This is a genomic window from Streptomyces sp. NRRL S-31, assembly GCF_000718775.1.
Lineage (GTDB): Bacteria > Actinomycetota > Actinomycetes > Streptomycetales > Streptomycetaceae > Streptomyces.
This window is the reverse complement of record NZ_JOCB01000015.1, coordinates 74,294-98,884: the sequence shown is the minus strand read 5'-3', so window position 1 is coordinate 98,884 and position 24,591 is coordinate 74,294. Positions and strand designations below refer to the sequence as shown.

Genomic DNA, 24,591 nt, shown 5'->3' with positions numbered 1-24,591 from the left:
CGGACGGCGAGGTCGGCGACCGACACAGGAGGACAGCGTGAGCGACAGCGCATGGGTCAGCACCTCGATGCCGTACCTGACACCACCGGAGCAGGGGCAGTCCGACGCCTGGAGAGCCGAGGCCGCGGCGCACGGCGGCAAGGGCACCCAGCGCGTCGTGCGGGCCGGTGAAGTGCCCGCGCCGGAAGATGTCGCCGCCCTCCTCGGGGTGCCCGTGGGAGAGACGGTCGTGGTGCGTCGGCGCGTGATTCAGCTCGACGACGAACCCTGCGAGTTGACGGACACGTATTATCCCGCCGAGATCGCCCGTGGAACCCGTCTCGCCGAGAGAGGCAAGATCCCTGGCGGAGCGGTGACCCTCCTCGCGGAACTCGGCTACGTCGGCAGGCGTGTGCGTGAGGACGTGACCGCTCGCTTGCCCAGCGCGGAGGAGCGCGATGCTTTGCGCCTGGAGCCGGACGAGCCGGTCCTCAAGCTCAGCAGGGTCACGCTGGACGGCGGCGACCGGCCCATTCAAGTCGACATGATGGTCATGCCGGCGCACAGACAGCGGTTGCGTTACGAGATGCGGATCGGATGACCGTGGCCACCACCGACAGCGGCACCGAGGACCGGCGGTCCTTGCACGAGCGGATCGCCGCCGACCTCCGGGACGACATCATGAGCGGCGACCTGGCACCCGGCGCCGCCCTGCCCTCCACCGCTCGGTCAAGGCGAGGTTCGACGCCTCCAATGCCACCATCCAGAAGGCGCTTCAACTCCTCAAGGACGAGCGGCTCGTGATCGGACGGGCCGGAGCGTCCGTCACCGTCCGCGAGCATCGCCGGCGCACCATGCGCCCCGCGTCGTACATGGCGCCGGCCGAGCCGGGACAGCCCTACCGCTGGCTGACCGAGGCCGGGAAGCTCGGCTCGGAGGCTCGCAGCACCCTGCTGGACGTGAGCGAGGTCAGGCCTCCCGCCGACGTCTCGGCGGCGCTGGGCATCGCTGACGACGAGACGGTCTTCCTACGGCACCAGATGCTGTCCGTCGACGGAGAGCCGGTCGAACTGGTCAAGTCGTACTACCCCGCGGCCATAGCCAGGGGGACGGCTCTCACGGAGAAGCGGAGGATCAAGGGAGGCACCCCGGCCCTGCTCGCCGGACTCGGTCTGCCGCCTCGCTTGAGCGTGGACCGCGTCTCCGCGCGCGTCCCCACACAGGAGCAGTATCAGGCGTTGCGGCTGCCCAGTGACCTTCCGGTGCTCCGTACTCTGCGCGTGGTCTACAGCGACGACGACCGGCCCGTCGAAGCCACCGTCATGGTCAAGGCAGGTCACCTTTACGAGCTTCAGTACGAGTTCTCGCCGGAGTGAGGTGTTCAGCAGTGGGCCCATGCCGATGCCGGACGGGCTGGGGCCCGTCCGGCATCGGCGTCAGGTTCAGCGGTTCGGGACCGGGTCGGCTCTCAGTTGACGACCACCACCGTGACGCCCCCGCCGAAGCCGGGGACGAAGCCCGGGCCGAAGAAGCCGTCGCGGAAGCCGCCGTTGTCGAAGAAGCCGTCGCGGAAGCCGCCGTTGTCGAAGAAGCCGTCGCGGAAGCCGTTGTGGAACCCGTTGCCGAAGCAGTCGTTCCCGAAGCCGCGGTCGAAGCAGCCGCGGTCGGTCGTGACCTGGTGCGGGGCGGCCGCCGAGGCCGTACCCGCCGTACCGATCGCGGCACCACCCGCCAGGAGGACGCCGGCGGCGGATACCGCGAAGAGACGCCGCGCGCTACGTGCTGTCATGGCTACCTTCCTTCCACGCCCCGGCGGGGTTCCGGTCCCGGGGACGATGGCCGCGGCCGCGGTGCGAACGTGGCAGGGCGCGGTCACAGGTGCTACCGCGAGGGACGAGCGCGGACACGCGGACACACCCCTGATCGACGCCTTTTTATTTCACGCTAACCGGCCCGCGGTGAGTCGGCATCTCGGGCGGCGTCGGAGCGTGATCGCCCGGCCGCCGCCGGTTCCGTCCGGGGAACGGTTCTCGCCCGCCGCCGAGCTGCCCCGCCAGCGTCGCGCCGAACGCCAGCGCCATGCCCGCGGTCTGGACCGGTGTGAGCGCCTGGCCGAGGGCCGCCCAGCCGACGACCGCCGCGGTCAGCGGGGACAGCGGGCCGAGGAAGCCGGCCTGGGTGGCGGTGAGCCGGCCGATGCCGCGGAACCACAGCCAGTAGGCGACGGCCGTGTTGGCCAGGGCGAGGTAGAGGTAGCCGCCGACGGCGGGGGCGTCGAGGGCGGGCGGGGCGCCCTCGACGAGGAGCGCGAGCGGGGCGATGAGCAGGCCGCCGGCGGTGAGCTGCCAGCCGGTGAGCGCCAGCGGGCCCACCCCGGCGGGGCGGCCCCAGCGCTCGGTGAGCACGGTGCCGGCGGCCATGGCGGCGGTGGAGGCGAGGGCCGCGAGGACGCCGACGGGGTCGAGCGCGCCGGCTCCCTTCAGTACGACGAGGCTGACGCCGCAGGCGGCGGCCAGCCCGGTGAGGAGGGTGCGTACGGCCGGCCGCCGGCCGAGGAGCGGCAGGGAGAGGCCGACGACGAAGAGGGGTCCGGCCGAGCCGACGACCGCGGCCATCCCGCCGGGCAGCCGGTACGCCGCGACGAACAGCAGCGGGAAGAACGCGCCGATGTTCAGCGCCCCGAGGACGGCCGCCTTGGCCCACCAGAGGCCGCGTGGCAGTACCCGGGTGGCGGCGAGCAGCAGCAGGCCGGCGGGCAGGGCCCGCAGCAGGGCGGTGAAAAGGGGGCGGTCCGGTGGCAGGAACTCGCTGGTGACGGCGTAGGTGGTGCCCCAGGAGACCGGAGCGAGCGCGGTGACGGCGATGACGGCGGCGGGGGTCGCGCCTGCGGAACGGCCGGCCATGGGGCACCTTCCAGGGGGTCGAGATCGCTCGGATTGGACCGCTTACAGCTAGGTCGATGACAAGTAGCTTAGCTCTAAGCTACTTGTCCGCAAGAGGCTTGGGGGTGACTTTCTTGCGGGCAAGCGGATCTCGGCCGATACTCGGCGCATGCAGTCACAGCCGGCGGACGCCGTGGACACGATCATCGAGCAGTGGGCGCGGGTACGGCCCGACCTGGACACCCGGGCGATGGAGGTCTTCGGCCGGATCTTCCGGCTCGCGCGCGCGATGGGCGACCGGATGGAGCAGGCGTACCGGCCCTACGGCATCTCCCGCGGCGAGTTCGACGTCCTCGCCACCCTGCGCCGCTCCGGCGAACCCCACACCCTCTCACCGCGCGAGCTGTCGGCCGCCCTCATGCTGACCACCGGCGGCATGACCGGCCGTCTGGACAAGCTGGAGCGCGCCGGGCTGCTGCGCCGCTCCCCCGACCCGCACGACCGGCGCGGCCTCCAGGTGACCCTCACCGAGGAGGGGCTGCGGCTGATCGACGAGGCGGTGGGCGCCGGTCTCGCGGAGGAGAGCGCCGCGCTGGCCGGCCTGGACGCCGAACAGGCCGGCCAATTGGCCGGCCTGCTGCGCGAGCTGCTCGACGCGACGACCGGATAGCCGCCGACGGGATCAGACCGAAAGACACCACGGGCGCCGGCCCCGCCCGGGTACGGCGTGCGCGCGTACCGACGGCGGGAGCGGCGCCCCGGGCGAACGGACCGGTTCCGCGGTCAGGCCTTGGCCTGGGCGTCGGACCTGACGTTGATGTTGGACGAGGTGGTGTCCTTCTTGGCCCGGGACCTGTCCAGCACCATGACCAGGCCGGCGATCACCAGGAACAGGACCACCGGGGCAACGACGTACAGGCCCAGCGTCTCGATGACGCTCAGGCCCGTGCCGGGGTCGTCGCCGTCGTCGCGGGTCAGCGCGAGCGCGGGGGACGACATGAGCAGCATCATCAGCGTCGTACCGGCGGCCAGGGCGCCGGCGCGCAGGGCGTTCTTCTTGTCCACGGTCTCAAGTTAGCGAACCGGGCCGGAGGCCGCGCGCCCGGGGTGCCTTACCGGCGCCCGGGGGCCGGTCCGCGGGTGCCCGGGGCCGCCGCCCCGGCACCCGCCGCCCCGGCGGTCCCCGTCCTCACCCGCCGGACGTGCCGTCTCCCCCGAGCACCTCCAGCAGCCCGCGCAGCCGCGGCGAGACCACCAGTTCCTCCAGCGGCACCGGCCGGCCCTCGCGGTCCGCGATCGGCAGCCGCCAGTTGGGATACTCGTCCCAGGTGCCCGGCAGGTTCTGCGGACGACGGTCGCCGGTGCCGTCGGGCAGCCAGACGCCGGTCAGCCGGGCGGGGGTGCGCCGCAGGAAGCGGTGGACGGCGCGGATCTCCTCCTCCTCGTCGGAGCCCGGCGGTCCGGCGGCCGGACTGTCCAGCAGGCCGAGGCTGCCGAGCAGGGCGAGCCACTCGGCGACGTCGGCGGTCGCCTCCGCGCGCTCCTCGGCCGCCGAACGGGTGAGCAGGCCGAGGCGGTCGCGCAGGTCGACGTGGTCGCCGGTGAGCCGGGCGGCGGTCGGCGGCAGGTCATGGGTGGTGGCGGTGGCCAGGCAGTCGGCGCGCCAGCGCTCGGGCGGCAGCGGACGGCCGTCGCCCTCCCAGTCCCGTTCGAACCAGAGCACCGAGGTGCCGAGCACCCCGCGCCGCCGCAGGGCCTCACGCACCCCGGGCTCGACGGTGCCCAGGTCCTCGCCGATGACCAGCGCACCGGCGCGGGCGGCCTCCAGGGCGAGGACCGCGAGCATGGCGTCGGCGTCGTAGCGGACGTAGGTGCCCTCGGTGGGCGGACTGCCCTCGGGCACCCACCAGAGCCGGAACAGGCCCATGACGTGGTCGATGCGCAGCGCGCCGGCATAGCGGAACAGGGCGCGCAGCAGGTCGCGGTAGGGGGCGTACCCGGTGGCGGCGAGCCGGTCGGGGCGCCAGGGCGGCAGGCCCCAGTCCTGGCCGCGGGCGTTGAAGGCGTCCGGCGGGGCGCCGACCGACATCCCGGCGGCGAACACGTCCTGCTGGGCCCAGGCGTCCGCGCCGGCCGGGTGCACGCCGACGGCGAGGTCGTGCACGATCCCGACGGACATGCCGGCCTCGCGGGCGGCGCGCTGGGCGGCCCGCAGCTGGCCGTCGGTGAGCCAGGCGAGCCGGGCGTGGAACTCCACCCGGCCGGCGAGTGCGGCGCGGGCGCGGGCGGTGGCGGCCGAGCGTGGGTCGCGCAGCCCGTCCGGCCAGCGGTGCCAGTCGGGGCCGTGCACCTCGGCGAGGGCGTACCAGGTGGCGTGGTCGTCGAGGGCCCGGCCGTGGGCGGCGCGGAAGGCGTCGTAGGCGGCCTGCCGGCCCGGGCCCAGCGGGACGGCCAGGACCAGCTCCAGGGCCTCCCGCTTCAGTTCCCACACGGCGTCCCGGTCGATGAGGGCGCCCTTGTCCAGGACGGCGGCGCGCAGCCGCGCGGCCCGCTCCAGCAGCCCGTTCAGCCGCTCGCGGTCCTCGGCGTAGGCGAACTCGGGCACGTCCTCGACGCGCAGGTGGACGGGGTCGGGGAAGCGGCGGGAGGAGGGGCGGTACGGGGAGGGGTCGGTGGGGGCGCCGGGTACGGCCGCGTGCAGCGGGTTGACCTGGACGAAGCCGGTGCCGGCGGTGCGTCCGGCCCAGCCGGCCAGCTCGGCGAGGTCGGTGAGGTCACCCATGCCCCAGGAGCGGTGGGAGAGCAGGGAGTACAGCTGGACGAGGAGGCCGTGCGAGCGGCCGGGCGGCGCGGGCAGCCGGTCCGGGGCGACGACGAGGTGCGCCCGGCCGGTGCGTCCGTCCGGGGCGGTCGCGGTCAGCCGGTGGACGCCGGGCGGGAGTGCGTCGGCCGTCGCGCGGACCTCGCCGTCCTCCGTCTCGACGTGCAGCCGGGTGCCGGCGGGCAGCGCGGCGAGGGCGGCGGGCGGCTCCGCGCCGGCCCAGTGGACCAGCGTCGGCGGGAGCAGGCGGTCGCGGAGGGCGCGTTCCCGGTCGGCGAGGGCGGCGCGTACGGCTTCCGGACCGGTCGCGTCGACACCGAGGGCGGCGAGGGCGGCGGTCACGGCGGAGGCGGGGACCTCGACGGTGCGGTCCGGGGCGGGCCGGTAGGAGGTGGCGACCCCGTGCAGCTCGGCGAGCCGGGCGAGGTCGGCGGAGTGGGTGCCGGGCAACTCGTCGGGCGCCGCGGCCATCTACAGCCCCGGCGTGCGGGAGCCCGGGAACGGGTCGGACTCGCTGGTCAGCCAGGTGGCCTCGGCGAGCGGCGGTTCACTGGTCAGCGGCTCGGCGGCGGGCAGCGGCGGCTCACTGGTCAGCGGCGCCTGCGCGCACGCGCCCTCCGCGCTGAGGACGCACAGCGGCGCCTCGCCGGTCTCGGCGGACGGGTCCGCCTCGGGTTTCCACTGGGCCGGGACGGTGAGACGAGCCGGTGCGGCCACGGGGGCCTCCTGTTCGGTGTGCCGGATGCTGCGGCTTTGGACGGGTTACGGCAGGCCTACCCCGTGAGCTGCGGCCCACGCGCGGCAAAACCGGTGCCCCGGTGATCCGGCGCCGGGCCGGCGGCCGATAGAGGGGGTGTGAGACTGTTCCGCCCCGTGGGGGGCCAGCGGGAGAAGGACGACGGGGCCGGCGGGGACGCCGCCCTGTTGCGGGCGGTGGCGCGGGGTGACGCGACCGCGATGGGCACCCTGTACGACCGGCACGCCGGGTGGCTGCACGCGCGGCTGACCCGGCGGTGCGCCGATGCCGAGCTGGTGCGGGAGGTGCTCCAGGACACGTTCGTCACGGTGTGGCGGTCGGCGGCCGGGCACCGCGGCCAGGAGGCGGGCGGCTGGCTGTGGACGATCGCCGCGCGCCGGCTGGTCGACGCGCGGCGGGCGCAGGAGCGGTCCGCGCGGGGCGTGGAGCCGCTGCCGGAATCCGGCCGGCCCGGCCGCTTCGAGCCCGCCGCCGCGCCGTCCGCGGAGGACCGGGTGCTGGCGGGACTGGAGTACGGCGACGTCGGCACCGCGCTGGACCGGATCTCGCCGGAGCTGCGCGAGGTGCTGCGGGCGACGGTGATCGACGGGCTGACCACCCGGGAGGCCGCCCGGCTGCTCGGCATACCGGAGGGCACGGTCAAGTCCCGGGCCCGCCGCGCCCGCGCGGAACTGCGCGAGGCACTGGACCGGCTGGCCCCGTCCCCGCTGGGAGGCACGGCATGACGAAGCCCGACGGGCGGCACTGGCACGCCCCTGACGACCTCGTCACCCGCTATGCGGACGGCACACTGCCGGAGGCGGAGGCGTGGTCCGTGGAGACACATGTGGAGGGCTGCACGGGCTGCGCGTCCCGGGTGTCGGCCGCGGTGCGCGGTACGGCGGCGGGGGCGGTGCTGGCGGGGGTACGGGAGGCGGTGCTGGCACCGGGCGCGGTACCGGAGCCGGTCACGGTGCCGGCACCGGGCGCGGTACCGGAGCCGGTCGTGCCGGTACGGCCGGGGCCCACCCGGGTGTCCGGTCCGTCCCGGGCCGCCCGGCTGCTGTGGGCGGCCGGGCCCGCCGTGCGCGGGGCCTGGCTGCCGGCCGTGCTGGGCGTGGCGGTGGCCGCGCCGGTCCTGTCGTACGGGGCCGGTTTCCCGGGCGCGCGGGCGCTGCTGCTGGCCGTCGCCCCCGTGGTGCCGGTCGCCGGGGTCGCCCTGTCCTACGGTCCGCACGCCGACCCGCTGCACGAGGTGACCGCGGCCACGCCGGGCGGCGGGCTGCGGCTGGCGCTCGTCCGTACGGTCGCCGTGCTCGCGGTGAGCCTGCCGCTGCTGACCCTCACCGGGCTGCTGCTGCCCGCCTCGGGTGCCCCCGCCGCGGCGGCCTGGCTGCTGCCCGGGCTGGCACTGGCGCTGGCCACGCTCGCCCTGGCGTCCCTCGTCGGCTGCCGGGCGGCGGCCGGGCTGACCGGGGGCGGCTGGCTGGCCGCCGTGGCGGCAGCGGTGGCCGTCGCACCGGGCGGGGCGGTGACCACACGGCTGGCCGGGCAGCTCTCCCACTGGCTGGACGGCGCGGCGGCGCAGAGCGCGTGGGCGACGGCGGCCGTCCTGAGCGCCGCCCTGCTGACCGCCCGCCGCCCGGCGTACGACCGGCCGCTGCGTCCTTAGCCCGCGGGAGTCCTGCGGGAGCACCGCGGGAGTCCTGCGGGAGCACCGCGGGTGTCCGCGGGTGTCCGCGGGTGTCCGCGGGTGTCCGCGTGTGTGCGCAGGGGTCCGCGGGTGTCCGCGGGGCGCACGCCCGCCGTGCACCGCGTGGCCCCGCACGGGCACCGCGCCCCCGGGTACCGCCCGCCCGCGCAGCCGTACACGTGCCCCTCCGCAGGCCGTGCGCCCCGCCCCGCCCGCCCCGGCGATCCGATCCGGGACCGCGACCACCGTGGTTCCACCCCCCTGACGTGGAGAGACATGAGTTCGATACGCGTGACCGGCCTGCGGGTCCGGCACCGCAAGACCCTCGCCCTCGACTCGCTCGACCTGACGCTCGGCACCGGTGTGCACGGGCTGCTCGGGCCGAACGGGGCCGGGAAGACCTCGCTGATCCGGGTGCTGGCCACGGTGGCGCGGCCGGACGCCGGCCGGGTGGAGCTGCTCGGCGAGGACACCGCCGGCCACCGCGGGCTGGCCGGGGTGCGGCGCAGGCTCGGCTATCTGCCGCAGGAGTTCGGCTACTACCCGGGTTTCACCGTGCGGGAGTTCGTGGCGTACATGGCCTGGCTGAAGGAGGTGCCGGCCGCGCGGGTGCCGGCGGCCGTGGAACGGGCGGTGACCCGGGTGGGCCTGGCGGACCGCGTCGACGCGAAGGTGCGGACGCTGTCCGGCGGTATGGTGCGCCGGGTCGGCATCGCGCAGGCCGTCGTGAACGACCCCGAGGTGCTGCTGCTGGACGAGCCGACCGCCGGTCTCGACCCGGAGCAGCGGGTGGAGTTCCGTGAGTTGCTGCGCGAGCTGGGCGCCTCGGCGACCGTGGTGGTCTCCACCCACCTGGTGGAGGACGTGGCCGCCGCCTGCACGGAGGTCACCCTGCTGGACGGGGGCCGGATCGCGTACCGGGGCACACCCGGGGCGCTCTCGCTGCTCGGCGAGACGGCGGGCGGTCCGGGCGACCATCCGATCGAGCGCGGGTACACGGCGGCGCTGCGGGCGCACCGCGAGCCGGAGCCGGGCGCGCGGGGGGCGGCGCGATGACCCTCCTGAACGGTGCGCGGGCGTCCGCGCGGGCGCCGCACCCGCTGCGCGCGGAGTGGCTGCGCGGCTTCGCGCCCTGGGCCGGGGCCGCGGTGCCGCTGACCTTGGGCGGGACACTGTGGGCGACGGCGGACCGCTGGCAGGGCGGCTGGTCGGAGACCGCCGTCCAGAGCCACACCGGGATGCTGATCGTGCTGCCGCTGGCCGCCGCGGCGGGCTGCTGGCAGGGCGGCCGGGAGCGGCGGCGCGGCACCGAGGAACTGTGGGCGACGACCGTACGGCCGCCGCTGGCCCGGCTGCTGGCCGCGGCGCTGCCCGGCGCGCTGTACACGGCCGTCGGCTACCTGGTCACGGTCGCCCTGGCCCTGCTCGCCACCTGGCCGTACGCATACGGCGACCGGCCGCACCCGGAGCTGCTCCCGGGGGACGCGGTCGCCGTCGCGGCGGGTGCGCTGGCCGGGCACGTGCTGGGGCGGATCGTGCCCACGCGGCTGGCGGCCCCGCTGCTGGCGATGGCCGGGTACCTCGGGCTCGGGATCGTGGCGGCCGACGCCCCGGAGTACGCCCGCCCACTCAGTCCCGCCGCCCTGGCCCGGGCCGGTGAGCTGCCGGTGTGGTGGCAGCCGTGGGCGATGGCGGTGTGGACCGGCGGTCTCGCGGTCGCCGCCGTGCTGGCGTACGCGGCCCGGCGCCGGGTGACGGCGCTGCTGCCGCTGGCGGCGGCGGTGGCAGCGGGCACCCTGCTCGCGCAGACAGGGGACGGCCTGTGGCGCACCGACCCGCTCACCAGCCGTCAGGTGTGCGACACCTCCACCGTCCCGGCGGTCTGTGTGAACGCCCGGTACGCCGGAATGCTGCCGCAGGTCAGCGCGGCTCTGTCAGGTGTCACGGACAGGCTGGAAGGGGTGCGGAACCTGCCGGCGCGGTGGGCGGACCGCGACGGTGCCCCGCGCGGCGACGAGGCGCGGCTGCCGGGCCTGACGCCGCTGGGCTGGTCGACCGTACGGGGGCGGCTGACGGACCGGCGGCAGTTCGCCTGGGAGGCAGTCGCCGCGCTGTCGGGGCGCGGCGACTGCCCCGAAGACGCCGGGGCCGCGGTCACCGCCCGTGTGCTCGTGGCGGACGACGCCGTGGAGTCCTACCTCGCACCAAACAAGTCGCGTGAGGACGCCGCGGTGCCCGGCGGCGACACCGCCGAGGACCGCCGGCGCCGCGCCGCCCGGACCAGGCTGGCCCGTATGGGTGAGCACGAGCGCCGGGAGTGGCTGTCGGCCTACTTCGCGGCCCGGTCGGGCTGCGACGCGAAGGAGGTTCCCGCACTGTGACGCCGACCCGTGGTCCCCTGCTGTACGCCCGCTCCCGGGCGCTGCCCGGCACGCTGGCCGCGCTCGTCGGCACGGCCGCCTTCGCGCTGTGGGCGGCCGGCCGGCTGGACGCCTACCTCGACCCCGACCGCCGGGTGCCGATCGTCGCGCTGGCGCCGCTGCTGGCGTCGGCGGTGATCGGGACGAGCCTGTACAGCGCCTCGGACGAGCTGGACCGCACCGCCGTACGACCGTGGTGGCCGCGTCGGCTGACGCAGCTGGCGGGGCTGACCGCGCTGGCCGCGCTGCTGGTGGCGCCGTCCGTGCTCGGGCACCCGGAGACCTTCGGACCGCCCACGGTGCTGCGCAACACGCTGGGCTGCACGGGTGTCACCGCGGCGGCCGCCGTGCTGCTGGGCGCCCGGCTGAGCTGGCTCCCCGCGTTCGGCTACGTGACCGCGGTCTATCTGGGCTCCGCCGGCGCACAGGGCCGCGCGGCCGCGATATGGGCATGGCCGATGCAGCCGGGCGGGCAGCCGGGCGCGTGGGCGGCGGCCCTCACGGCGTTCGCCGTGGGCACCGCCGCGTACACGGTGCGCGGCGCCCGCCCGGAGGGCCCTCGCGGCTGACCTCCCGGGCGGCACGGCCACCGGCCCCGCGGCCGGGCGCGGGAACGACAGGGCCCGGACCTAGGCGGATATGCCGTCGATCCGGGCCATGGCGTCGTCCGCGCCGTACGGCTGCAAGTACGGCAACCAGCGCGGGTCCCTGTGTCCCGTGCCGATGATGCGCCAGGCCAGCCCTGTCGGCGGGGCCGGTTTGTGCCGCAGCCGCCAGCCGAGTTCGACGAGGTGGCGGTCGGCCTTGACGTGGTTGCAGCGGCGGCAGGAGGCCACCACGTTGTCCCAGGCGTGCAGGCCCCCGCGGCTGCGCGGGATGACGTGGTCGACGCTGGTTGCGACGCCACCGCAGTACATGCACCGGCCCCCGTCTCGCGCGAACAGCGCACGGCGGGTGAGCGGGACGGGCCCCCGGTAGGGGACCCGGACGAATCGCTTGAGCCGGACCACGCTGGGTGCGGGGAGGGTGACGGTTGCGCTGTGCAGATAGGCGCCGGATTCCTCCAGGGAGACGGCCTTGTTCTCCAGGACGAGGACGAGCGCGCGGCGGAGCGGTACGACGCCGAGCGGCTCGTACGACGCGTTGAGGACCAGGACATGCGGCACGGGTGCCTCCTTGGGCGTCGGCGGCGCGTGGCTCGCGCCGGGACGATCTGTGGCCAGTCTCCCCTCATGCCTGGTGGAAGCGCCACCATGTCCCGGTAACGGGCTGGGAGTGTTTTCGACCACACCTGATGCATCCCCCGGAACACGGTCCGTTCAAGCGCGCGTGAGCCGTGTCTCTCCTGTGCGTCCGCCGGGCGGATCGGCCCGGGGCAGCCGCCTCGTCCCGTTAATGTGGTGGTCCTGTCCGTTCGGTGATCTTTTCGTGACCTTGACCGCCCGCCGGTACGGACCGCGCAGCACCTTGGAGGTACCTGCCGTGTCGACCCTGCCCGCCGTCCTCCTGGCCGTCGGCGCGTCGCCGTCCCCGTCGCCCTCGGGATCGACGGCCCCGGCCGTTCCGACCCTGAAAGACGCCCAGGAGAGCGCGACGAACGCGGCGAGCTGGGTCGAGCAGAACTGGTCGACCTGGCTCGCGATGGGCTTGCAGATCCTGCTGATCGTGTTCGTGGCGGTGGCGCTGCGGGCGGTGGTGCGGCGGGCGATCACCAAGCTGATCGACCGGATGGGCCGTACCGCGCAGGCCGTGGACGGCACCGCGCTGGGCGGGCTGCTGGTCAACGCCGAGCGGCGCCGGCAGCGATCGGCGGCGATCGGCTCGGTGCTGCGCTCGGTGGCGAGCTTCCTCATCCTCGGCACGGCCGCGCTGATGGTGCTCTCCACCTTCAAGATCAATCTGGCGCCGCTGCTGGCGTCGGCCGGTGTCGCGGGTGTGGCGATCGGTTTCGGCGCGCGCAACCTGGTCACCGACTTCCTGTCCGGCGTGTTCATGATCCTGGAGGACCAGTACGGCGTCGGTGACGTGATCGACGCGGGTGTGGCCACCGGCGAGGTGATCGAGGTCGGGCTGCGCGTGACGAAGCTGCGCGGCGACAGCGGGGAGATCTGGTACGTCCGCAACGGCGAGGTCAAGCGGATCGGCAACCTGTCGCAGGGCTGGGCGACGGCCGGGGTCGACGTGACCGTCCGGGCGAGCGAGGACCTGGACCGGGTCAGGGCGACGCTGACCGAGGTCGCCGGGAAGATGAGCCGGGAAGAGCCCTGGAACGAGCTGCTGTGGGGCCCGGTGGAGGTCCTCGGCCTGGACTCGGTCCTGATCGACTCCATGGTGGTGCGGGTCTCTGCGAAGACGATGCCGGGCAAGTCCGTGACGGTGGAGCGGGAGCTGCGCTGGCGGATCAAGCGGGCGTTCGACGCGGCGAGCATCCGCATCGTGGGCGGCGCGACGGCGGTCGAGGACGCCGAGGCCGCCCCGGACCCGACGGCGGCGGTGGCGGCCCCGTCGGCGTTCTCCAACGCGGACTCGCCGCAGTCGGCGGCGGCGTCACCGATCGTCCAGCAGCGCCCGGCGCCACCGGCGAAGTAGCGGAAAAGCAGGGGGCAGTGAAAAGCAGGGGGCAGTGAATCGGTTCAGCACACTCGTTCGAGTGAACAGGTGGGGCATTCCGGCGCCGGGAGCGCACGGGGTGCCCCATCGTTCTGCCGGGGCGCCCGACAGGGGCTTAGCCTGGCATCAGCGTGATGAGGAGGACCAGGGATGAGCGCCGAACCGATCTTGGAGCCGGTGATGACGCAGGTAGACCCTGCCGACCTGTTGAACGCGATCGAAGAGGCGTCACCGATGCCGATTCGACCCGAGTATGTCGAGGGGACGGTCATCGCGCCGCCGCGACCGGACGAGCATCACAACGACGGCGCCCTGGAGCTGGCCTTCCAGTTCCGCACGGCCGGATTCCGTCTCGTGGGCATGGGAAACGGTTACAGGGCGGCGGACAAGGACGGCCATACCCTGGGCCTCCTCATCCCTGACTTCTATGTACGGCGCCGCAAGGCGTCCGAGCTGGACGAGAAATACCGCAGGGCCAATAAGAGCTGGTATCCAGCCGACATGATCGCGCTGGTCGGCGAGATCACTTCGTCGAACCACTGGGCCGACACCGGCCCCAAACTCCGCGCCTACGCCGCCGCCGGTGTCCCCGTCTACGTCCTGGTCGACCGCCACTCCAGGACGGCCCACTGCTACACGAACCCGGTGCTGCCCGACGAAGACCCCACCGAGGCGTACTACACCGACGACACCAAGGTCGCCCTCGGTGAGCCCCTGCCGCTGCCCGCTCCCTACCCCGTCCTCGACACGGCCCCGTTCCTCACCGACTGAGCGGTTCGCGGACCGGCTCACCACGGGCGCCGCGGCCCGACGCGCCCCTGCCCTTCCTCCCCCAGCCGCGCTATCTCGCACAGCGCGACGAAGGCGCCGGCCCGGCGCTGCCCCGGCATGTTCGTCAGCCCCTCGTCCGCGTGCAGCCGGACCCGGACCCCGCCCGACGCCTCGTCCACGGTCAGCGCCCCGGTGACGGCGTGCCCGCCGCGGAACGGACGCCAGCGGAACTCCAGCGCGTCCTCGCCGTCCGTCACGTCGAACGCCCGCGCGGAACCGACGAGCCCCGCCCGCAGCCGCCGCGCCGCCCGAGCCGGGAAGACGCGCTCCTGGGTTGCCGCGAGGGCGTCCGCGGTGACCGGGATGCCGGTGCCACGGGCCCTGCGCGTCAGGGCGGCGTACACGTACAGGGCGGCGAGCAGACTGAAGAGGGCCCAGACGACCGGAGCGAGGACGAGGTCGGCGACCAGCGACCGGGACAGCCCGTCGTCCAGCGCGTCCCGCAGGCACACGACCGCAAGCAGGGGCAGAAAGCCGGACATCGTGGCCGGCCACAGCTTCCACAGCAGATTCCGGTCGGGCATCCTCCACCCTCCGCTCGCCACCGGCCGACCCGTCCCGGCCAGTCGACCGCGGGGTGGCGAGCCGTATATGTAGCCGCCCTGAACAGGGGAAACCATCCAAGTGACGGTCGCGTGCCGTGCCGCGCGGCGCGCCCCTCCCCGGTGACCACGCGACGGCGCGACGGGCCCCGGCACCACCCCCGCACGGACACGCCCCCGAGGTAACGACTCCGTTGCCTCCGGGGCGTTGTCCATTGACGCCTATTGACGCCCCCTTCGTCCTCGGCTTACGTTCCTCCCACCCCAATAGGAAAGTTTCCTAACAGTGATCTCCCGGCGGCCGGTGATCAAGGCTGGACGCCACGCCCGGGTCACTGAAAAACTGGGCGGCTGGAAAGGCAGGTGTCGACCCCATGGCAGGAACCGCCGGTACGCCGGGCACCCCGCGCGTCCTGCGCGCCATGAACGACCGCGCCGCCCTGGACCTGCTGCTGGAGCACGGCCCGCTGTCCCGCACCCGGATCGGCAAGCTCACCGGACTGTCCAAGCCCACCGCCTCCCAGCTGCTGGCCCGCCTGGAGGCGGCCGGACTGGTCCGGGTCACCGGCACCAGCGAGGGCCGGCCGGGGCCCAACGCCCAGCTGTACGCGGTCGACCCGACGGCCGGCTACGCCGCCGGGCTCGACGTCACCCCGGTCCGCGTCCGGGCCGCCGTCGCCGACATCACCGGCCGCACGGTCGGCGAGCACGAGCTGCCCACCCCCGGCCGGCACCCGGCGCAGCCGGTCGTCCAGCAGGTCACCGACGCCCTCGACGGCGCCGTCAAGGCCGCCGGTCTCGCCCGGTCCGACGTGCACCGGCTGGTCATCGGCACACCCGGCGCCTTCGACCCCAACACCGGGCGGCTGCGCTACGCCTCCCACCTGCCCGGCTGGCACTCCCCCACACTGCTCGACGAACTCGCGGCGGCGCTGCCGATGCCGGTGGAGTACGAGAACGACGTCAACCTCGCGGCCATCGCCGAGCAGCGGCTCGGCGCGGCCCGCGGACACGCGGACTTCGTCCTGCTGTGGAACGAGGAGGGCCTCGGCGCCGCCCTGGTCCTCGGCGGACGGCTGCACCGCGGCTGGACCGGCGGCGCCGGCGAGGTCGGCTTCCTGCCGGTGCCGGGCACTCCGCTGGTGCGGCAGGTCACCAAGGCCAACAGCGGCGGCTACCAGGAGCTGGCCGGCTCCCAGGCGCTGCCCGCACTGGCCCGCGAACTCGGCATAGCCGACGTGCCCCAGGGGCCGCACGCCGAAGCCGCCGCCGCGCTGCTGGCCCGCGCCGCCGACCACGCCGACGGCCCGCACCGGGAGCTGCTGCGGACCTACGCCACCCGGCTGGCCACCGGTCTCGCCTCGCTCGTCTCCGTCCTCGACCCCGAACTCGTCGTCCTCAGCGGCTCCGCGCTGACGGCCGGCGGCGAGGTGCTGCGCGCCCTCGTCCAGGCCGAGCTGGAGGAACTGGCCGCCGCCCGGCCCCGGCTGGTCGTCGGGGACGTCCGGGAGCACCCCGTCCTGCGCGGCGCGCTGGAGTCCGCGCTCGCCGCCACCCGCGACGAGGTCTTCGACACCTCGCGCTGAACCCGCCGTACCCCCGCACGCACCGGTAGCACCCACCCGCCCCTGGGAGACCTCGCCATGCCCGAAGTCATACCGTCCGTTGCCCGAAAAACGGCTTTTGCCCTGACCGTGTCCCTGGCCCTGCTCACCACCGCCTGTACCGGCCAGTCCTCCTCGGGCGCCTCGGACGACCCGTCCCGGGAGACGACCCTCAACTTCTGGCATGCCTGGAGCGCGCCGAACGAGGTGAAGGCGGTCAAGTCGCTGGTCGCCGGGTTCGAGCGGGCGCACCCCAACATCCACGTGAACGTCGTCGGCAACATGACCGACGACAAGATCAACCAGGCGCTGCGGGCCGGCGGCGACCAGGCCCCGGACGTGGTCTCCTCCTTCACCACCAACAACGTGGGCAAGTTCTGCTCCTCGGGCGCGCTGGTGGACCTGAACCCGTTCTTCGAGAAGTCGGGCATCGACCCGGAGGCCACGTTCCCGAAGCCGATGAACGAGTACACCACGTTCGACGGCGACCGCTGCGCGGTGCCGCTGCTCGGGGACGCGTACGGGCTCTACTACAACAAGACGGCGTTCGCGAAGGCCGGCATCGACCAGCCGCCGAGGACCTGGTCGGAATTCACCGCCGACGCCCGGAAGTTGACGGTCCGCCGGGGCGACGGCTACGAACGGCTCGGGTTCATGCCGAACTACCACGGCTGGGAGTCCACCACCGAGCACTACCTAGGCCAGTTCTCGCCGACGTACTTCGACCGGGACGGCAAGTCGAACCTCGCCGGGGACCCCGCCTTCGAGAAGGGCTTCACGCTCCAGAAGAAGCTGGTGGACACGCTCGGCGGCTACCGGAGGCTGGAGAAGTACCGGGCCACGCTCGGTGACGAGTGGGGCCCCAAGCACCCCTTCCACACCGGCCAGGTCGCCATGCAGCTCGACGGCGAGTGGCGGCTGGGCATGGCCGAGCAGGCGGACCCCGACTTCGAGATCGGGGTGGCCCCGCTGCCCGTCCCGGACGACCAGGCCGACCAGTACGGCAAGGGCTACATCACCGGCACCATCGCCGGGATCGCCGCCACCAGCCACAAGCAGAACGCGGCCTGGGAACTGGTGAAGTACATGACGACGGACACGGACGCCGTCGTCGGCTTCGCCAACGACATCCACAACGTGCCCTCCACGCTCGCCGCGCTGAAGTCCCCGAAGCTGAAGTACGACCCGCGGTTCAAGACCTTCCTGGACATCGCCGCCAACCCGCACTCCACCACCACGCCCGCCTCGGTCAACGGCGGGGTGTACCTGGTGACGATCCAGCAGTTCGGCTACGACTACGAGAGCGGCAGGGCCGGCGACCTGAAGGCGGGGCTGCGGAAGGCGGCCGCGCAGATCGACACGGACATCGAGCAGGCGCGCGGATGAGCGCGGTCACCCTCGCGTCGAAACGCCGGCGCTCGGCCCTGCGCACGCTCGCCTTCATGGCGCCGTGGCTGATCGGCTTCGCGGTCTTCTTCGCCTACCCGCTGGCCTCCACCGTCTACTTCTCCTTCATGCACTACGACGGCTTCCGGCCGCCGACATGGACCGGCGGGAAGAACTGGGCGTACGTCTTCGAGCACTACCCGCTGTTCTGGCCCGCCCTGCGCAACACGCTGTGGCTGGTGCTGGTCATGGTGACGCTGCGGGTGGTCTTCGGACTGGGCGTCGGTCTGCTCATCACCAAGGTCAAGACCGGTACGGGCGTCTTCCGCACCCTGTTCTACCTGCCCTACCTCGCCCCGCCGGTCGCGGCGACCATGGCGTTCGCGTTCCTGCTCAACCCCGGTACCGGGCCGGTCGACTCGCTGCTGGAGCGGGTGGGACTCCCGGCGCCGGGCTGGTTCAACGACCCCGCCTGGTCCAAGCCGGCGCTGACCCTGCTGGCGCTGTGGGGCGTCGGCGACCTGATGGTCATCTTCATGGCCGCGCTGCTCGACGTGCCGACGGAGCAGTACGAGGCGGCGGAGCTGGACGGCGCCTCGGCGTGGCAGCGCTTCCGTTACGTGACCCTGCCGAACATCTCGCCCATCGTGATGTTCGCGGTCGTCACGGGCGTGATCCAGACCATGCAGTACTACACCCAGCCGCTGGTCGCCGGGAAGGTCGCCTCCGGGGTGATCCAGGGCGCCGGCACCCAGTTCGAGCCCGGCTACCCCGACAAGTCCACGCTCACCCTCCCCCAACTCGTCTACAACCTCGGCTTCCAGCGCTTCGACTACGGCTCGGCCTGCGTGGTGGCGCTGGTGCTGTTCGCCCTGTCGATGGCGTTCACCGCGCTGCTGATGCGGCGCCGGGGCGGCCTGATCCAGGCAGGTGACTGACCCATGACCCGAGTTCTGGAGCAGCCGGTGACGCCGGTGCCGCTCGTCTCCGGGGCCGAACGCACCGCCCGCCGCAGGGCGGCGCTGGAGTGGATCGCGGTCCACGCCCTCGGTGTCGCGGCCGCCCTGTTCTTCACCCTGCCGTTCGTGTTCGTGGCTCTGACCTCGCTGATGAGCGACAGTCAGGCGCTGAGCCGGGACCTGGTCCCGCACACCTGGGAGTGGGCCAACTACCGCAAGGTCTTCGACACCCCCGGCTTCCTCACCTGGTGGCGCAACACCCTGCTCTACGCCGGCCTGGGCACCGCCCTGACCGTGGTGTCCTCGGTGCCGGTGGCGTACGCGCTGGCCAAGTTCCGCTTCCGGGGGCGCGATCTCTCCCTGATGCTGGTGATCTCGATGATGATGCTGCCCCCACAGGTGGTCGTCATCCCGATGTACCTGTTCTGGGCGAAGCAGCTGGACCTGTCCGGCACGCTGTGGCCGCTGATCGTCCCGATGGCGTTCGGGGACGCCTTCTCCATCTTCCTGCTGCGCCAGTTCCTGATGACGATCCCGAACGAGTACCTGGACGCGGCGAAGGTGGACGGCTGCGGCGACCTGCGCACCCTGCTGCGGGTCGTCCTGCCCATGGCGAAGCCGGGCATCGCCGCGGTGGCCCTCTTCCAGTTCTTCTACGCCTGGAACGACTACTTCGGCCCGCAGATCTACGCGTCCGAGAACCCCGGCGCCTGGACCCTGTCCTACGGACTGGAGTCCTTCAAGGGCGCCCACCACACCGACTGGAACCTCACGATGGCCGCGACCGTGCTGGTCATGGCCCCCGTGATCCTCGTGTTCTTCTTCGCCCAGAAGGCGTTCGTCGAAGGCGTGACGCTCACTGGAGTAAAGGGTTGATCTGGCTATGAAACTCACCGTGGTCGGCGGCGGTTCGACCTACACGCCGGAACTCATCGACGGCTTCGCGCGCCTGCGGGACACGCTGCCCATCGAGGAACTCGTCCTCGTGGACCCGGCCGCGGAACGCCTGGAACTGGTCGGCGGCCTCGCCCGCCGGATCTTCGCCAGACAGGGCCACGACGGCCGCATCGTCACCACCTCGGACCTGGACGCGGGCGTCGACGGCGCGGACGCCGTCCTGCTCCAGCTGCGCGTCGGCGGCCAGGCGGCCCGCCGGCAGGACGAGACATGGCCGCTGGAGTGCGGCTGCGTCGGCCAGGAGACCACCGGGGCGGGCGGTCTGGCCAAGGCCCTGCGCACCGTCCCGGTCGTCCTCGACATCGCCGAGCGGGTCCGCCGCGCCAACCCGCGCGCGTGGATCATCGACTTCACCAACCCGGTCGGCATCGTCACCCGGGCCCTGCTCCAGGCCGGGCACCGGGCGGTCGGCCTGTGCAACGTGGCGATCGGCTTCCAGCGGAAGTTCGCGGCCCTGCTGGGCGCGACCCCGGCGGATGTGCACCTGGGCCATGTGGGCCTGAACCACCTCACCTGGGAGACCAGTGTGCGTCTGGGGGGTCCGGAGGGCGCGGACGTCCTCCCCAAGCTCCTGGCCGAGCACGGCGGGGCCATCGCCGACGACCTCCACCTCCCCCGCACCCTCCTGGACCGGCTGGGTGTGGTCCCCTCCTACTACCTGCGCTACTACTACGCGCACGACGAGGTCGTGCGCGAACTGCGCACCAAGCCCTCCCGGGCCGCCGAGGTGGCCGCGATGGAGCGGGAGCTGCTGGCGATGTACGGCGACCCGGCCCTGGACGAGAAGCCCGCGCTGCTCGCCAAGCGGGGCGGCGCCTTCTACTCGGAGGCGGCCGTGGACCTGGCGGCGGCCCTGCTGGGCGGAGGGGGCAGCCCCTACCAGGTGGTGAACACGGTCAACCGGGGCACGCTGCCCTTCCTGCCCGACGACGCGGTGATCGAGGTGCAGGCGGCGGTCGGCCCGGCGGGCCCGGTCCCGCTGCCGGTGCCCCGGCCGGACCCGCTCTTCGCGGGCCTGATCGCGAACGTGACGGCGTACGAGGAGCTGGCCCTGGAGGCGGCGCTGCGCGGCGGCCGGGACCGCGTCTTCCGCGCGCTGCTGGCGCACCCGCTGATCGGCCAGTACGCGTACGCGGACGCCCTCACCGACCAGTTGGTCGCACACAACCGGGAGCACCTGGCGTGGGCCTGACCTCGACCGTGCTCGCGATCGACGCGGGCAACAGCAAGACCGACGTGGCCGTGGTCAGCGCCGCCGGGGAGGTGCTGGCCACGGCCCGCGGCGGCGGCTTCCGCCCGCCCGCGGTGGGGGTGCCGGCGGCGCTGGAGGCGCTGGCCGAACCGGTCGCCCGGGCCTTCGCGGACGCGCGGGTGGCGTCCGTCTCCCACGTGTCGGCGTGCCTGGCCAACGCCGACCTGCCGGTGGAGGAGGAACGGCTGGCGGCGGCACTGCACGCGCGCGCGTGGGGCACCTCGGTGGAGGTCCGCAACGACACCTTCGCGGTGCTGCGCGCGGGCGTCGCCGAGCCGCGCGGGGTGGCGGTGGTGTGCGGGGCGGGCATCAACTGCGCGGGCATGCGCCCCGACGGGCGCACCGCCCGGTTCCCGGCCGTCGGCCGCATCTCCGGTGACTGGGGCGGCGGCTGGGGCCTGGCCGAGGAGGCCCTGTGGCACGCGGCGCGCGCGGAGGACGGCCGCGGCGGGCCGACCTCGCTCGCCCGGACCCTGCCCGCGCACTTCGGGCTGCCCACGATGTACGCGCTGATCGAGGCACTGCACCTGGAGCACGTCGACCCCGGCCGCCGGCACGAGCTGACCCCGGTCCTGTTCGCCACCGCGGCCGACGGCGACCCGGTGGCCCGCGGGCTCGTCACCCGGCTCGCGGAGGAGGTCACGGTGATGGCGACGGTCGCGCTGACCCGGCTGGACCTGCTGGACGAGGAGACACCGGTGCTGCTGGGCGGCAGCGTCCTCACGGCCGGCCATCCGCTGCTCGACGACACCGTCCACGGCCTCCTCGCGGCCCGCGCCCCCAAGGCCGAGGTCCGCGTGGTGACGGAGAGTCCGGTCCTGGGCGCGGCCCTGCTGGGCCTGGACCGGCTGGGCGCGGAGCCGGCGGCGGCCCGGCGGGCGCGGGGGTACTGGGAGCGGTAGCCGGGGCCGGCGGAGCCGGCCGGAGCGGCCCGGATGTTCAGGGAGAGCCGCTCGGAGCCGCGCCGCCTCGGCCAGGGGCAGGCCAGGGACACCGCGCGCACCCGGCGGGCGTACGAGTCCCGCCCGCTCGGCCCGCACCGCTGGAGGGCGCCGTCCGGCACCGCCGACCGACCGGCTGCCCGGCCGCCCGTCGGCATCACCGTCGTCGACGCCGCGCTCGCGCTCGGCCCGCACGACACGTGGTGGGCCGACGGCCGGCCCGCCGCCCGGGCGCGGGGCTCGCCGGCCCGCCCGCGACCGCGCTGATCGGGTGGGCGGCAGGACCCGGCCCTCTACGCCGTGTCCATGCCCCTCGGCCCGACCGGCCGCCGGAACCGAACACCCGCGCCCGGCGTTTACATGGGCGGGACCCGCCGCGATCCGATCAAGATCGCGTGAAGGCCGGTGCGGATGCCGGTCCGGACGGAGATACTGGGCGGCGAACGGATGACCATGGGGGAGGTCGAGTGACACACCCGCCGAAGAGCAGCGCGGCGCCGCCGTCGGCCGGTCCCGCCGGCCCCTTCGGTTTCCCCGGTGTCCCCGGCGTGCCCGGCATCCCCGCCCAGCCCGGACCGCCCGTGCCGCCCGTGCCGGCCGTGCCGCCCGCGCGGCGCACCGCCTTCGCCGAGGGGGCCGAGCGGCTGCGGGCCGCCGCGACCACCGAGCCGGGGCGGCTGCGGATCATCGGTGCGGTGCTGGCGCTGCTGGTCGTCTCGTTCGGGGCGGTCACCGCCTGGCAGACCAGCACGCGCTCGGCCGCCGCCGACGACGTGCTGCGCCGCAGCCAGCCGCTCAGCTCCGGGGCGGCCGGCATCTACCGCTCGCTGGCCGACGCCAACGCGGCCGCGTCCAGCGGGTTCCTGGCCGGCGGCCAGGAGAACGCCGGCTCCCGCGACCGGTACGAGAAGGACGTCCGGGCCGCCGCGACGGGGCTCGTCACCGCCGCCGCCAACGCCGAACCGGGATCGGACTCCGAGACGACCATCGCCAGGCTGAACGAACTGCTGCCCGAGTACAAGGGCCTGATCGAGCGGGCCCGGACGTACAACCGGCAGGGCTACCCGGTGGGCGGCGCCTATCTGCGGTACGCCAACGAGAAGATGCAGAAGGAGATGCTCCCGGCGGCGGAGGACCTCCACACCACGGAGAACCGGCGGCTCGACGCCGACTACGCGGACGCGACGCCCTACCCGTGGGCGGCGATCGGGCTCGGGGTGCTCGCCCTGGCCGCGCTCGGCTGGGCCCAGCACCGCACGTACCGGCGCACCCACCGCGTCCTCAACCACGGTCTGGTCGCCGCCACCGCCGCGACCACCGCCGCCCTGCTGTGGCTGGTCGTGGGGCACGCGGTCGCCCGCTCCGGACTCGAGGGCTCCTACCAGCACGGCATCAGGTCGCTCAACGTGCTGCACGACGCCCGGATCGCCTCGCTGAAGGCGCGCGGGAACGAGAACCTGAGCCTGGTGGCGCGGGGCGCGGAGACCATCACCGTCGACGGGACCACGTACGACGCCTACTACCACCACTTCGACGAGGACATGGTCGTACTCGGCGAGCGCCTGGCCGCGGCGGCGCGGCTCGCCGACGACCGGGCGGGAGCCGCCCCGGTCGAGGCGGCCGAGGACGACATGGCGGCATGGAAGCGGCGCCACGCCTCGGCCCGCGCCGAGGACGAGAACGGCAACTACCAGCAGGCCCTGGACAAGGTGATCGGTGCGAAGGGCGCGACCGGCGAGTGCTTCGACGGCGTCGACCGCGGTCTCGCCCGGGCCATCGCCCACGAGCGGGCCCGGTTCCAGCAGGCGGCCTCGGACGGACGGGACGCCATGACCGGGCTGCCGGCCGGCGCCGTCGTCCTCACGGTGCTCGGCGCGGCCGGCGCCGTCGCCGGCATCGGCCGCAGACTTTCGGAGTACCGGTGACGAGGGACAGGGCGATGTACGTGAGCCGTGCACGGGTCCGCCTGCGGGGCTGGGGCGGGGTCGCCGCGATGGCGGTGCTGTGCGCGCTGGCGCTGGCCTTCGTCCTGCTGCTGCCGTGCACCCAGACGGCGCCGGGCGCGCCCGGCCGGGCCGGGCAGCGGACCGCCGCGGGCACCCAGGCCCGGCTCGACGACTGCGTGGACGCCGAGGCGCACCGGCGGACGCTCGCCCCGTCCGGCGCCGACGGCCCGACGATCGACGCCATCAAGGCCCGGCCGGGCGCCAGGCGCAAGCTGGTCGTCGGCGTCGACCAGAACAGCTACCGCTGGGGGTACCGCAACCCCAACACCGAGGGCGCCCGGCTGGAGGGCTTCGACATCGACCTCGTGCACCGGATAGCGCAGGACATCCTCGGCGACCCGGACGCGGTGCAGTTCAAGGCGATCCCGACCAGCCAGCGCATCCCGGCGATCCAGGACGGGCGCGTGGACATGGTCGTCCGGACCATGACGATCACCTGTGACCGGCTGCGGCACGTGGCCTTCTCCGCGCCGTACTTCAAGACCGGGCAGCAGGTCCTCGCGCCCAAGTCATCCCCCGTCACGGGCTACGACGGCTCGCTGGCGCACAAGAAGGTGTGCACGGCGACCGGTTCGACCGCGTACGCCAAGCTGGACGCCGACCGGAAGGCCGGCCGGCTGCCCGCCTCCACCGACATCTCCGCCACCGTCCCGAACCAGCTGGACTGCCTGGTCCGGCTGCAACTCGGCGAGGTGGACGCGGTGGTGACCGACGGCGCCCTCGCCGCGAGCCAGGCCGCCCAGGACCCGACCGTCGAACTGAAGGGCGAGGCGTTCACGACCGAGTACTACGGCGTGGCGATGAAGCAGGACGCCGACGATCTGGTACGCCGGGTCAACCGCGTCCTGGTGGACTATCGCGCGCACGGCTGGCAGTCGTCGTACGACGACTGGCTGTCGGCGACACTGGGCAGGGATCCGGCGCCGTCGGAACCGCCCGCGCCGCGGTACCTGCGCGGCAGTTGAACCGCGG

Annotated in this window: 25 protein-coding genes and 1 pseudogene; 19 read left to right on the top strand and 7 right to left on the bottom strand. The window is 74.1% G+C overall.

Translation table 11 applies throughout. The features are described from left to right. The first annotated feature begins 37 nt into the window (after window positions 1-37). Both IF37_RS0109140 and IF37_RS39175 read left to right on the top strand, forming a co-directional pair. Window positions 38-580, top strand: a complete 543-nt coding sequence (locus IF37_RS0109140; RefSeq protein WP_030739031.1) for a GntR family transcriptional regulator — start codon at window positions 38-40, stop codon at window positions 578-580. Next, window positions 577-1,355, top strand: a pseudogene (locus IF37_RS39175) (GntR family transcriptional regulator). Before IF37_RS0109140 ends, IF37_RS39175 begins: the two are co-directional and overlap by 4 nt. A 92-nt stretch (window positions 1,356-1,447) precedes the next feature. Here IF37_RS39175 and IF37_RS0109130 read toward each other — a convergent pair. Together IF37_RS0109130 and IF37_RS0109125 are read right to left on the bottom strand one after the other, a co-directional pair. Further along, entirely contained in the window at window positions 1,448-1,768 is a 321-nt protein-coding gene (locus IF37_RS0109130) for a hypothetical protein (protein ID WP_030739028.1), read from the bottom strand. 145 nt (window positions 1,769-1,913) lie between these two features. After that, entirely contained in the window at window positions 1,914-2,882 is a 969-nt protein-coding gene (locus IF37_RS0109125; protein ID WP_030739025.1) for an EamA family transporter, read from the bottom strand. Between the two features lie 148 nt (window positions 2,883-3,030). On the opposite strand from IF37_RS0109125, the gene IF37_RS0109120 reads away from it, so the two are divergent. Continuing rightward, window positions 3,031-3,531, top strand: coding sequence for a MarR family winged helix-turn-helix transcriptional regulator (locus IF37_RS0109120; RefSeq protein WP_030739022.1), 501 nt, complete (start codon window positions 3,031-3,033; stop codon window positions 3,529-3,531). Between the two features lie 113 nt (window positions 3,532-3,644). Here the strand turns inward: IF37_RS0109120 and IF37_RS0109115 are convergent, their stop codons facing one another. The 3 genes from IF37_RS0109115 to IF37_RS0109105 all read right to left on the bottom strand — a co-directional run bounded on the left by IF37_RS0109115 (window position 3,645) and on the right by IF37_RS0109105 (window position 6,399). Then, the gene (locus tag IF37_RS0109115; RefSeq protein ID WP_030739019.1) at window positions 3,645-3,926 is read right to left on the bottom strand and encodes a hypothetical protein; all 282 of its coding nucleotides are present in this window, start codon (window positions 3,924-3,926) and stop codon (window positions 3,645-3,647) included. Between the two features lie 124 nt (window positions 3,927-4,050). After that, window positions 4,051-6,153, bottom strand: a complete 2,103-nt coding sequence (gene malQ, locus IF37_RS0109110; RefSeq protein WP_030739016.1) for a 4-alpha-glucanotransferase — start codon at window positions 6,151-6,153, stop codon at window positions 4,051-4,053. Further along, entirely contained in the window at window positions 6,154-6,399 is a 246-nt protein-coding gene (locus IF37_RS0109105) for a hypothetical protein (protein ID WP_030739013.1), read from the bottom strand. 156 nt (window positions 6,400-6,555) lie between these two features. Here IF37_RS0109105 and IF37_RS0109100 point away from each other — a divergent pair, with 156 nt between their 5' ends. From IF37_RS0109100 to IF37_RS0109080, 5 genes are all read left to right on the top strand, one after another. After that, window positions 6,556-7,164, top strand: a complete 609-nt coding sequence (locus tag IF37_RS0109100; protein ID WP_030739010.1) for an RNA polymerase sigma factor — start codon at window positions 6,556-6,558, stop codon at window positions 7,162-7,164. Then, window positions 7,161-8,090 (top strand): zf-HC2 domain-containing protein, encoded by a 930-nt coding sequence (locus IF37_RS0109095; protein WP_030739007.1) that lies wholly within the window; start codon window positions 7,161-7,163, stop codon window positions 8,088-8,090. The genes IF37_RS0109100 and IF37_RS0109095 overlap by 4 nt, the downstream gene beginning before the upstream one ends. A 297-nt stretch (window positions 8,091-8,387) precedes the next feature. Further along, entirely contained in the window at window positions 8,388-9,167 is a 780-nt protein-coding gene (locus tag IF37_RS0109090) for an ABC transporter ATP-binding protein (protein WP_030739004.1), read from the top strand. Further along, the gene (locus IF37_RS0109085; protein WP_030739002.1) at window positions 9,164-10,492 is read left to right on the top strand and encodes a hypothetical protein; all 1,329 of its coding nucleotides are present in this window, start codon (window positions 9,164-9,166) and stop codon (window positions 10,490-10,492) included. Before IF37_RS0109090 ends, IF37_RS0109085 begins: the two co-directional genes overlap by 4 nt. Continuing rightward, window positions 10,489-11,100 carry a hypothetical protein gene (locus IF37_RS0109080; protein WP_030738999.1) on the top strand — a complete coding sequence of 204 codons (612 nt, stop codon included), beginning with the start codon at window positions 10,489-10,491 and terminating at the stop codon, window positions 11,098-11,100. Before IF37_RS0109085 ends, IF37_RS0109080 begins: the two co-directional genes overlap by 4 nt. 60 nt (window positions 11,101-11,160) lie before the next feature. Here IF37_RS0109080 and IF37_RS0109075 read toward each other — a convergent pair whose 3' ends face one another. Next, the gene (locus tag IF37_RS0109075) at window positions 11,161-11,697 is read right to left on the bottom strand and encodes an HNH endonuclease (RefSeq protein ID WP_030738996.1); all 537 of its coding nucleotides are present in this window, start codon (window positions 11,695-11,697) and stop codon (window positions 11,161-11,163) included. Between the two features lie 316 nt (window positions 11,698-12,013). On the opposite strand from IF37_RS0109075, the gene IF37_RS0109070 reads away from it, so the two are divergent. Continuing rightward, a complete protein-coding gene (locus IF37_RS0109070; RefSeq protein ID WP_030738993.1) occupies window positions 12,014-13,120 on the top strand; it encodes a mechanosensitive ion channel family protein in 1,107 nt (368 codons plus the stop codon). A 255-nt stretch (window positions 13,121-13,375) separates the two neighbouring features. Beyond that, on the top strand, window positions 13,376-13,912 hold the full coding sequence (locus tag IF37_RS0109065; protein WP_253915704.1) for a Uma2 family endonuclease: 537 nt from the start codon (window positions 13,376-13,378) through the stop codon (window positions 13,910-13,912). Window positions 13,913-13,929: 17 nt separating this feature from the next. Here IF37_RS0109065 and IF37_RS0109060 read toward each other — a convergent pair whose 3' ends face one another. Beyond that, window positions 13,930-14,496 carry a hypothetical protein gene (locus tag IF37_RS0109060; protein WP_030738988.1) on the bottom strand — a complete coding sequence of 189 codons (567 nt, stop codon included), beginning with the start codon at window positions 14,494-14,496 and terminating at the stop codon, window positions 13,930-13,932. Window positions 14,497-14,888: 392 nt separating this feature from the next. On the opposite strand from IF37_RS0109060, the gene IF37_RS0109055 reads away from it, so the two are divergent. The 9 genes from IF37_RS0109055 (at window position 14,889) to IF37_RS0109015 (ending at window position 24,584) form a co-directional block, all read left to right on the top strand. Then, on the top strand, window positions 14,889-16,100 hold the full coding sequence (locus IF37_RS0109055) for an ROK family transcriptional regulator (RefSeq protein WP_030738986.1): 1,212 nt from the start codon (window positions 14,889-14,891) through the stop codon (window positions 16,098-16,100). A gap of 57 nt (window positions 16,101-16,157) precedes the next feature. After that, window positions 16,158-17,504, top strand: coding sequence for an ABC transporter substrate-binding protein (locus IF37_RS0109050; protein ID WP_030738983.1), 1,347 nt, complete (start codon window positions 16,158-16,160; stop codon window positions 17,502-17,504). Beyond that, the gene (locus IF37_RS0109045) at window positions 17,501-18,442 is read left to right on the top strand and encodes a carbohydrate ABC transporter permease (protein ID WP_030738980.1); all 942 of its coding nucleotides are present in this window, start codon (window positions 17,501-17,503) and stop codon (window positions 18,440-18,442) included. Before IF37_RS0109050 ends, IF37_RS0109045 begins: the two co-directional genes overlap by 4 nt. A gap of 3 nt (window positions 18,443-18,445) precedes the next feature. Beyond that, on the top strand, window positions 18,446-19,339 hold the full coding sequence (locus IF37_RS0109040; RefSeq protein ID WP_030738977.1) for a carbohydrate ABC transporter permease: 894 nt from the start codon (window positions 18,446-18,448) through the stop codon (window positions 19,337-19,339). Window positions 19,340-19,346: 7 nt separating this feature from the next. Next, on the top strand, window positions 19,347-20,612 hold the full coding sequence (locus tag IF37_RS0109035) for a 6-phospho-beta-glucosidase (protein ID WP_030738974.1): 1,266 nt from the start codon (window positions 19,347-19,349) through the stop codon (window positions 20,610-20,612). Next, window positions 20,603-21,574 carry an N-acetylglucosamine kinase gene (locus IF37_RS0109030; protein WP_030738971.1) on the top strand — a complete coding sequence of 324 codons (972 nt, stop codon included), beginning with the start codon at window positions 20,603-20,605 and terminating at the stop codon, window positions 21,572-21,574. Before IF37_RS0109035 ends, IF37_RS0109030 begins: the two co-directional genes overlap by 10 nt. Window positions 21,575-21,607: 33 nt before the next feature. Continuing rightward, complete coding sequence (locus IF37_RS0109025) at window positions 21,608-21,880, top strand: DUF6185 family protein (RefSeq protein WP_030738968.1); 273 nt, start codon at window positions 21,608-21,610, stop codon at window positions 21,878-21,880. A 332-nt stretch (window positions 21,881-22,212) separates the two neighbouring features. Next, the gene (locus IF37_RS0109020; RefSeq protein WP_037856071.1) at window positions 22,213-23,538 is read left to right on the top strand and encodes a hypothetical protein; all 1,326 of its coding nucleotides are present in this window, start codon (window positions 22,213-22,215) and stop codon (window positions 23,536-23,538) included. 14 nt (window positions 23,539-23,552) lie between these two features. After that, complete coding sequence (locus IF37_RS0109015) at window positions 23,553-24,584, top strand: glutamate ABC transporter substrate-binding protein (protein WP_030738950.1); 1,032 nt, start codon at window positions 23,553-23,555, stop codon at window positions 24,582-24,584. Window positions 24,585-24,591 lie beyond the last annotated feature (7 nt).

Coding starts and splice junctions, on each gene's coding strand:
- IF37_RS0109130 (WP_030739028.1), bottom strand. CDS start 1,768: ATGACAGCACGTAGCGCGCGGCGTCTCTTCGCGGTATCCGCCGCCGGC.
- IF37_RS0109125 (WP_030739025.1), bottom strand. CDS start 2,882: ATGGCCGGCCGTTCCGCAGGCGCGACCCCCGCCGCCGTCATCGCCGTC.
- IF37_RS0109120 (WP_030739022.1), top strand. CDS start 3,031: ATGCAGTCACAGCCGGCGGACGCCGTGGACACGATCATCGAGCAGTGG.
- malQ (WP_030739016.1), bottom strand. CDS start 6,153: ATGGCCGCGGCGCCCGACGAGTTGCCCGGCACCCACTCCGCCGACCTC.
- IF37_RS0109095 (WP_030739007.1), top strand. CDS start 7,161: ATGACGAAGCCCGACGGGCGGCACTGGCACGCCCCTGACGACCTCGTC.
- IF37_RS0109090 (WP_030739004.1), top strand. CDS start 8,388: ATGAGTTCGATACGCGTGACCGGCCTGCGGGTCCGGCACCGCAAGACC.
- IF37_RS0109085 (WP_030739002.1), top strand. CDS start 9,164: ATGACCCTCCTGAACGGTGCGCGGGCGTCCGCGCGGGCGCCGCACCCG.
- IF37_RS0109065 (WP_253915704.1), top strand. CDS start 13,376: ATGCCGATTCGACCCGAGTATGTCGAGGGGACGGTCATCGCGCCGCCG.
- IF37_RS0109060 (WP_030738988.1), bottom strand. CDS start 14,496: ATGCCCGACCGGAATCTGCTGTGGAAGCTGTGGCCGGCCACGATGTCC.
- IF37_RS0109055 (WP_030738986.1), top strand. CDS start 14,889: ATGGCAGGAACCGCCGGTACGCCGGGCACCCCGCGCGTCCTGCGCGCC.
- IF37_RS0109050 (WP_030738983.1), top strand. CDS start 16,158: ATGCCCGAAGTCATACCGTCCGTTGCCCGAAAAACGGCTTTTGCCCTG.
- IF37_RS0109045 (WP_030738980.1), top strand. CDS start 17,501: ATGAGCGCGGTCACCCTCGCGTCGAAACGCCGGCGCTCGGCCCTGCGC.
- IF37_RS0109040 (WP_030738977.1), top strand. CDS start 18,446: ATGACCCGAGTTCTGGAGCAGCCGGTGACGCCGGTGCCGCTCGTCTCC.
- IF37_RS0109035 (WP_030738974.1), top strand. CDS start 19,347: ATGAAACTCACCGTGGTCGGCGGCGGTTCGACCTACACGCCGGAACTC.
- IF37_RS0109025 (WP_030738968.1), top strand. CDS start 21,608: ATGTTCAGGGAGAGCCGCTCGGAGCCGCGCCGCCTCGGCCAGGGGCAG.
- IF37_RS0109015 (WP_030738950.1), top strand. CDS start 23,553: ATGTACGTGAGCCGTGCACGGGTCCGCCTGCGGGGCTGGGGCGGGGTC.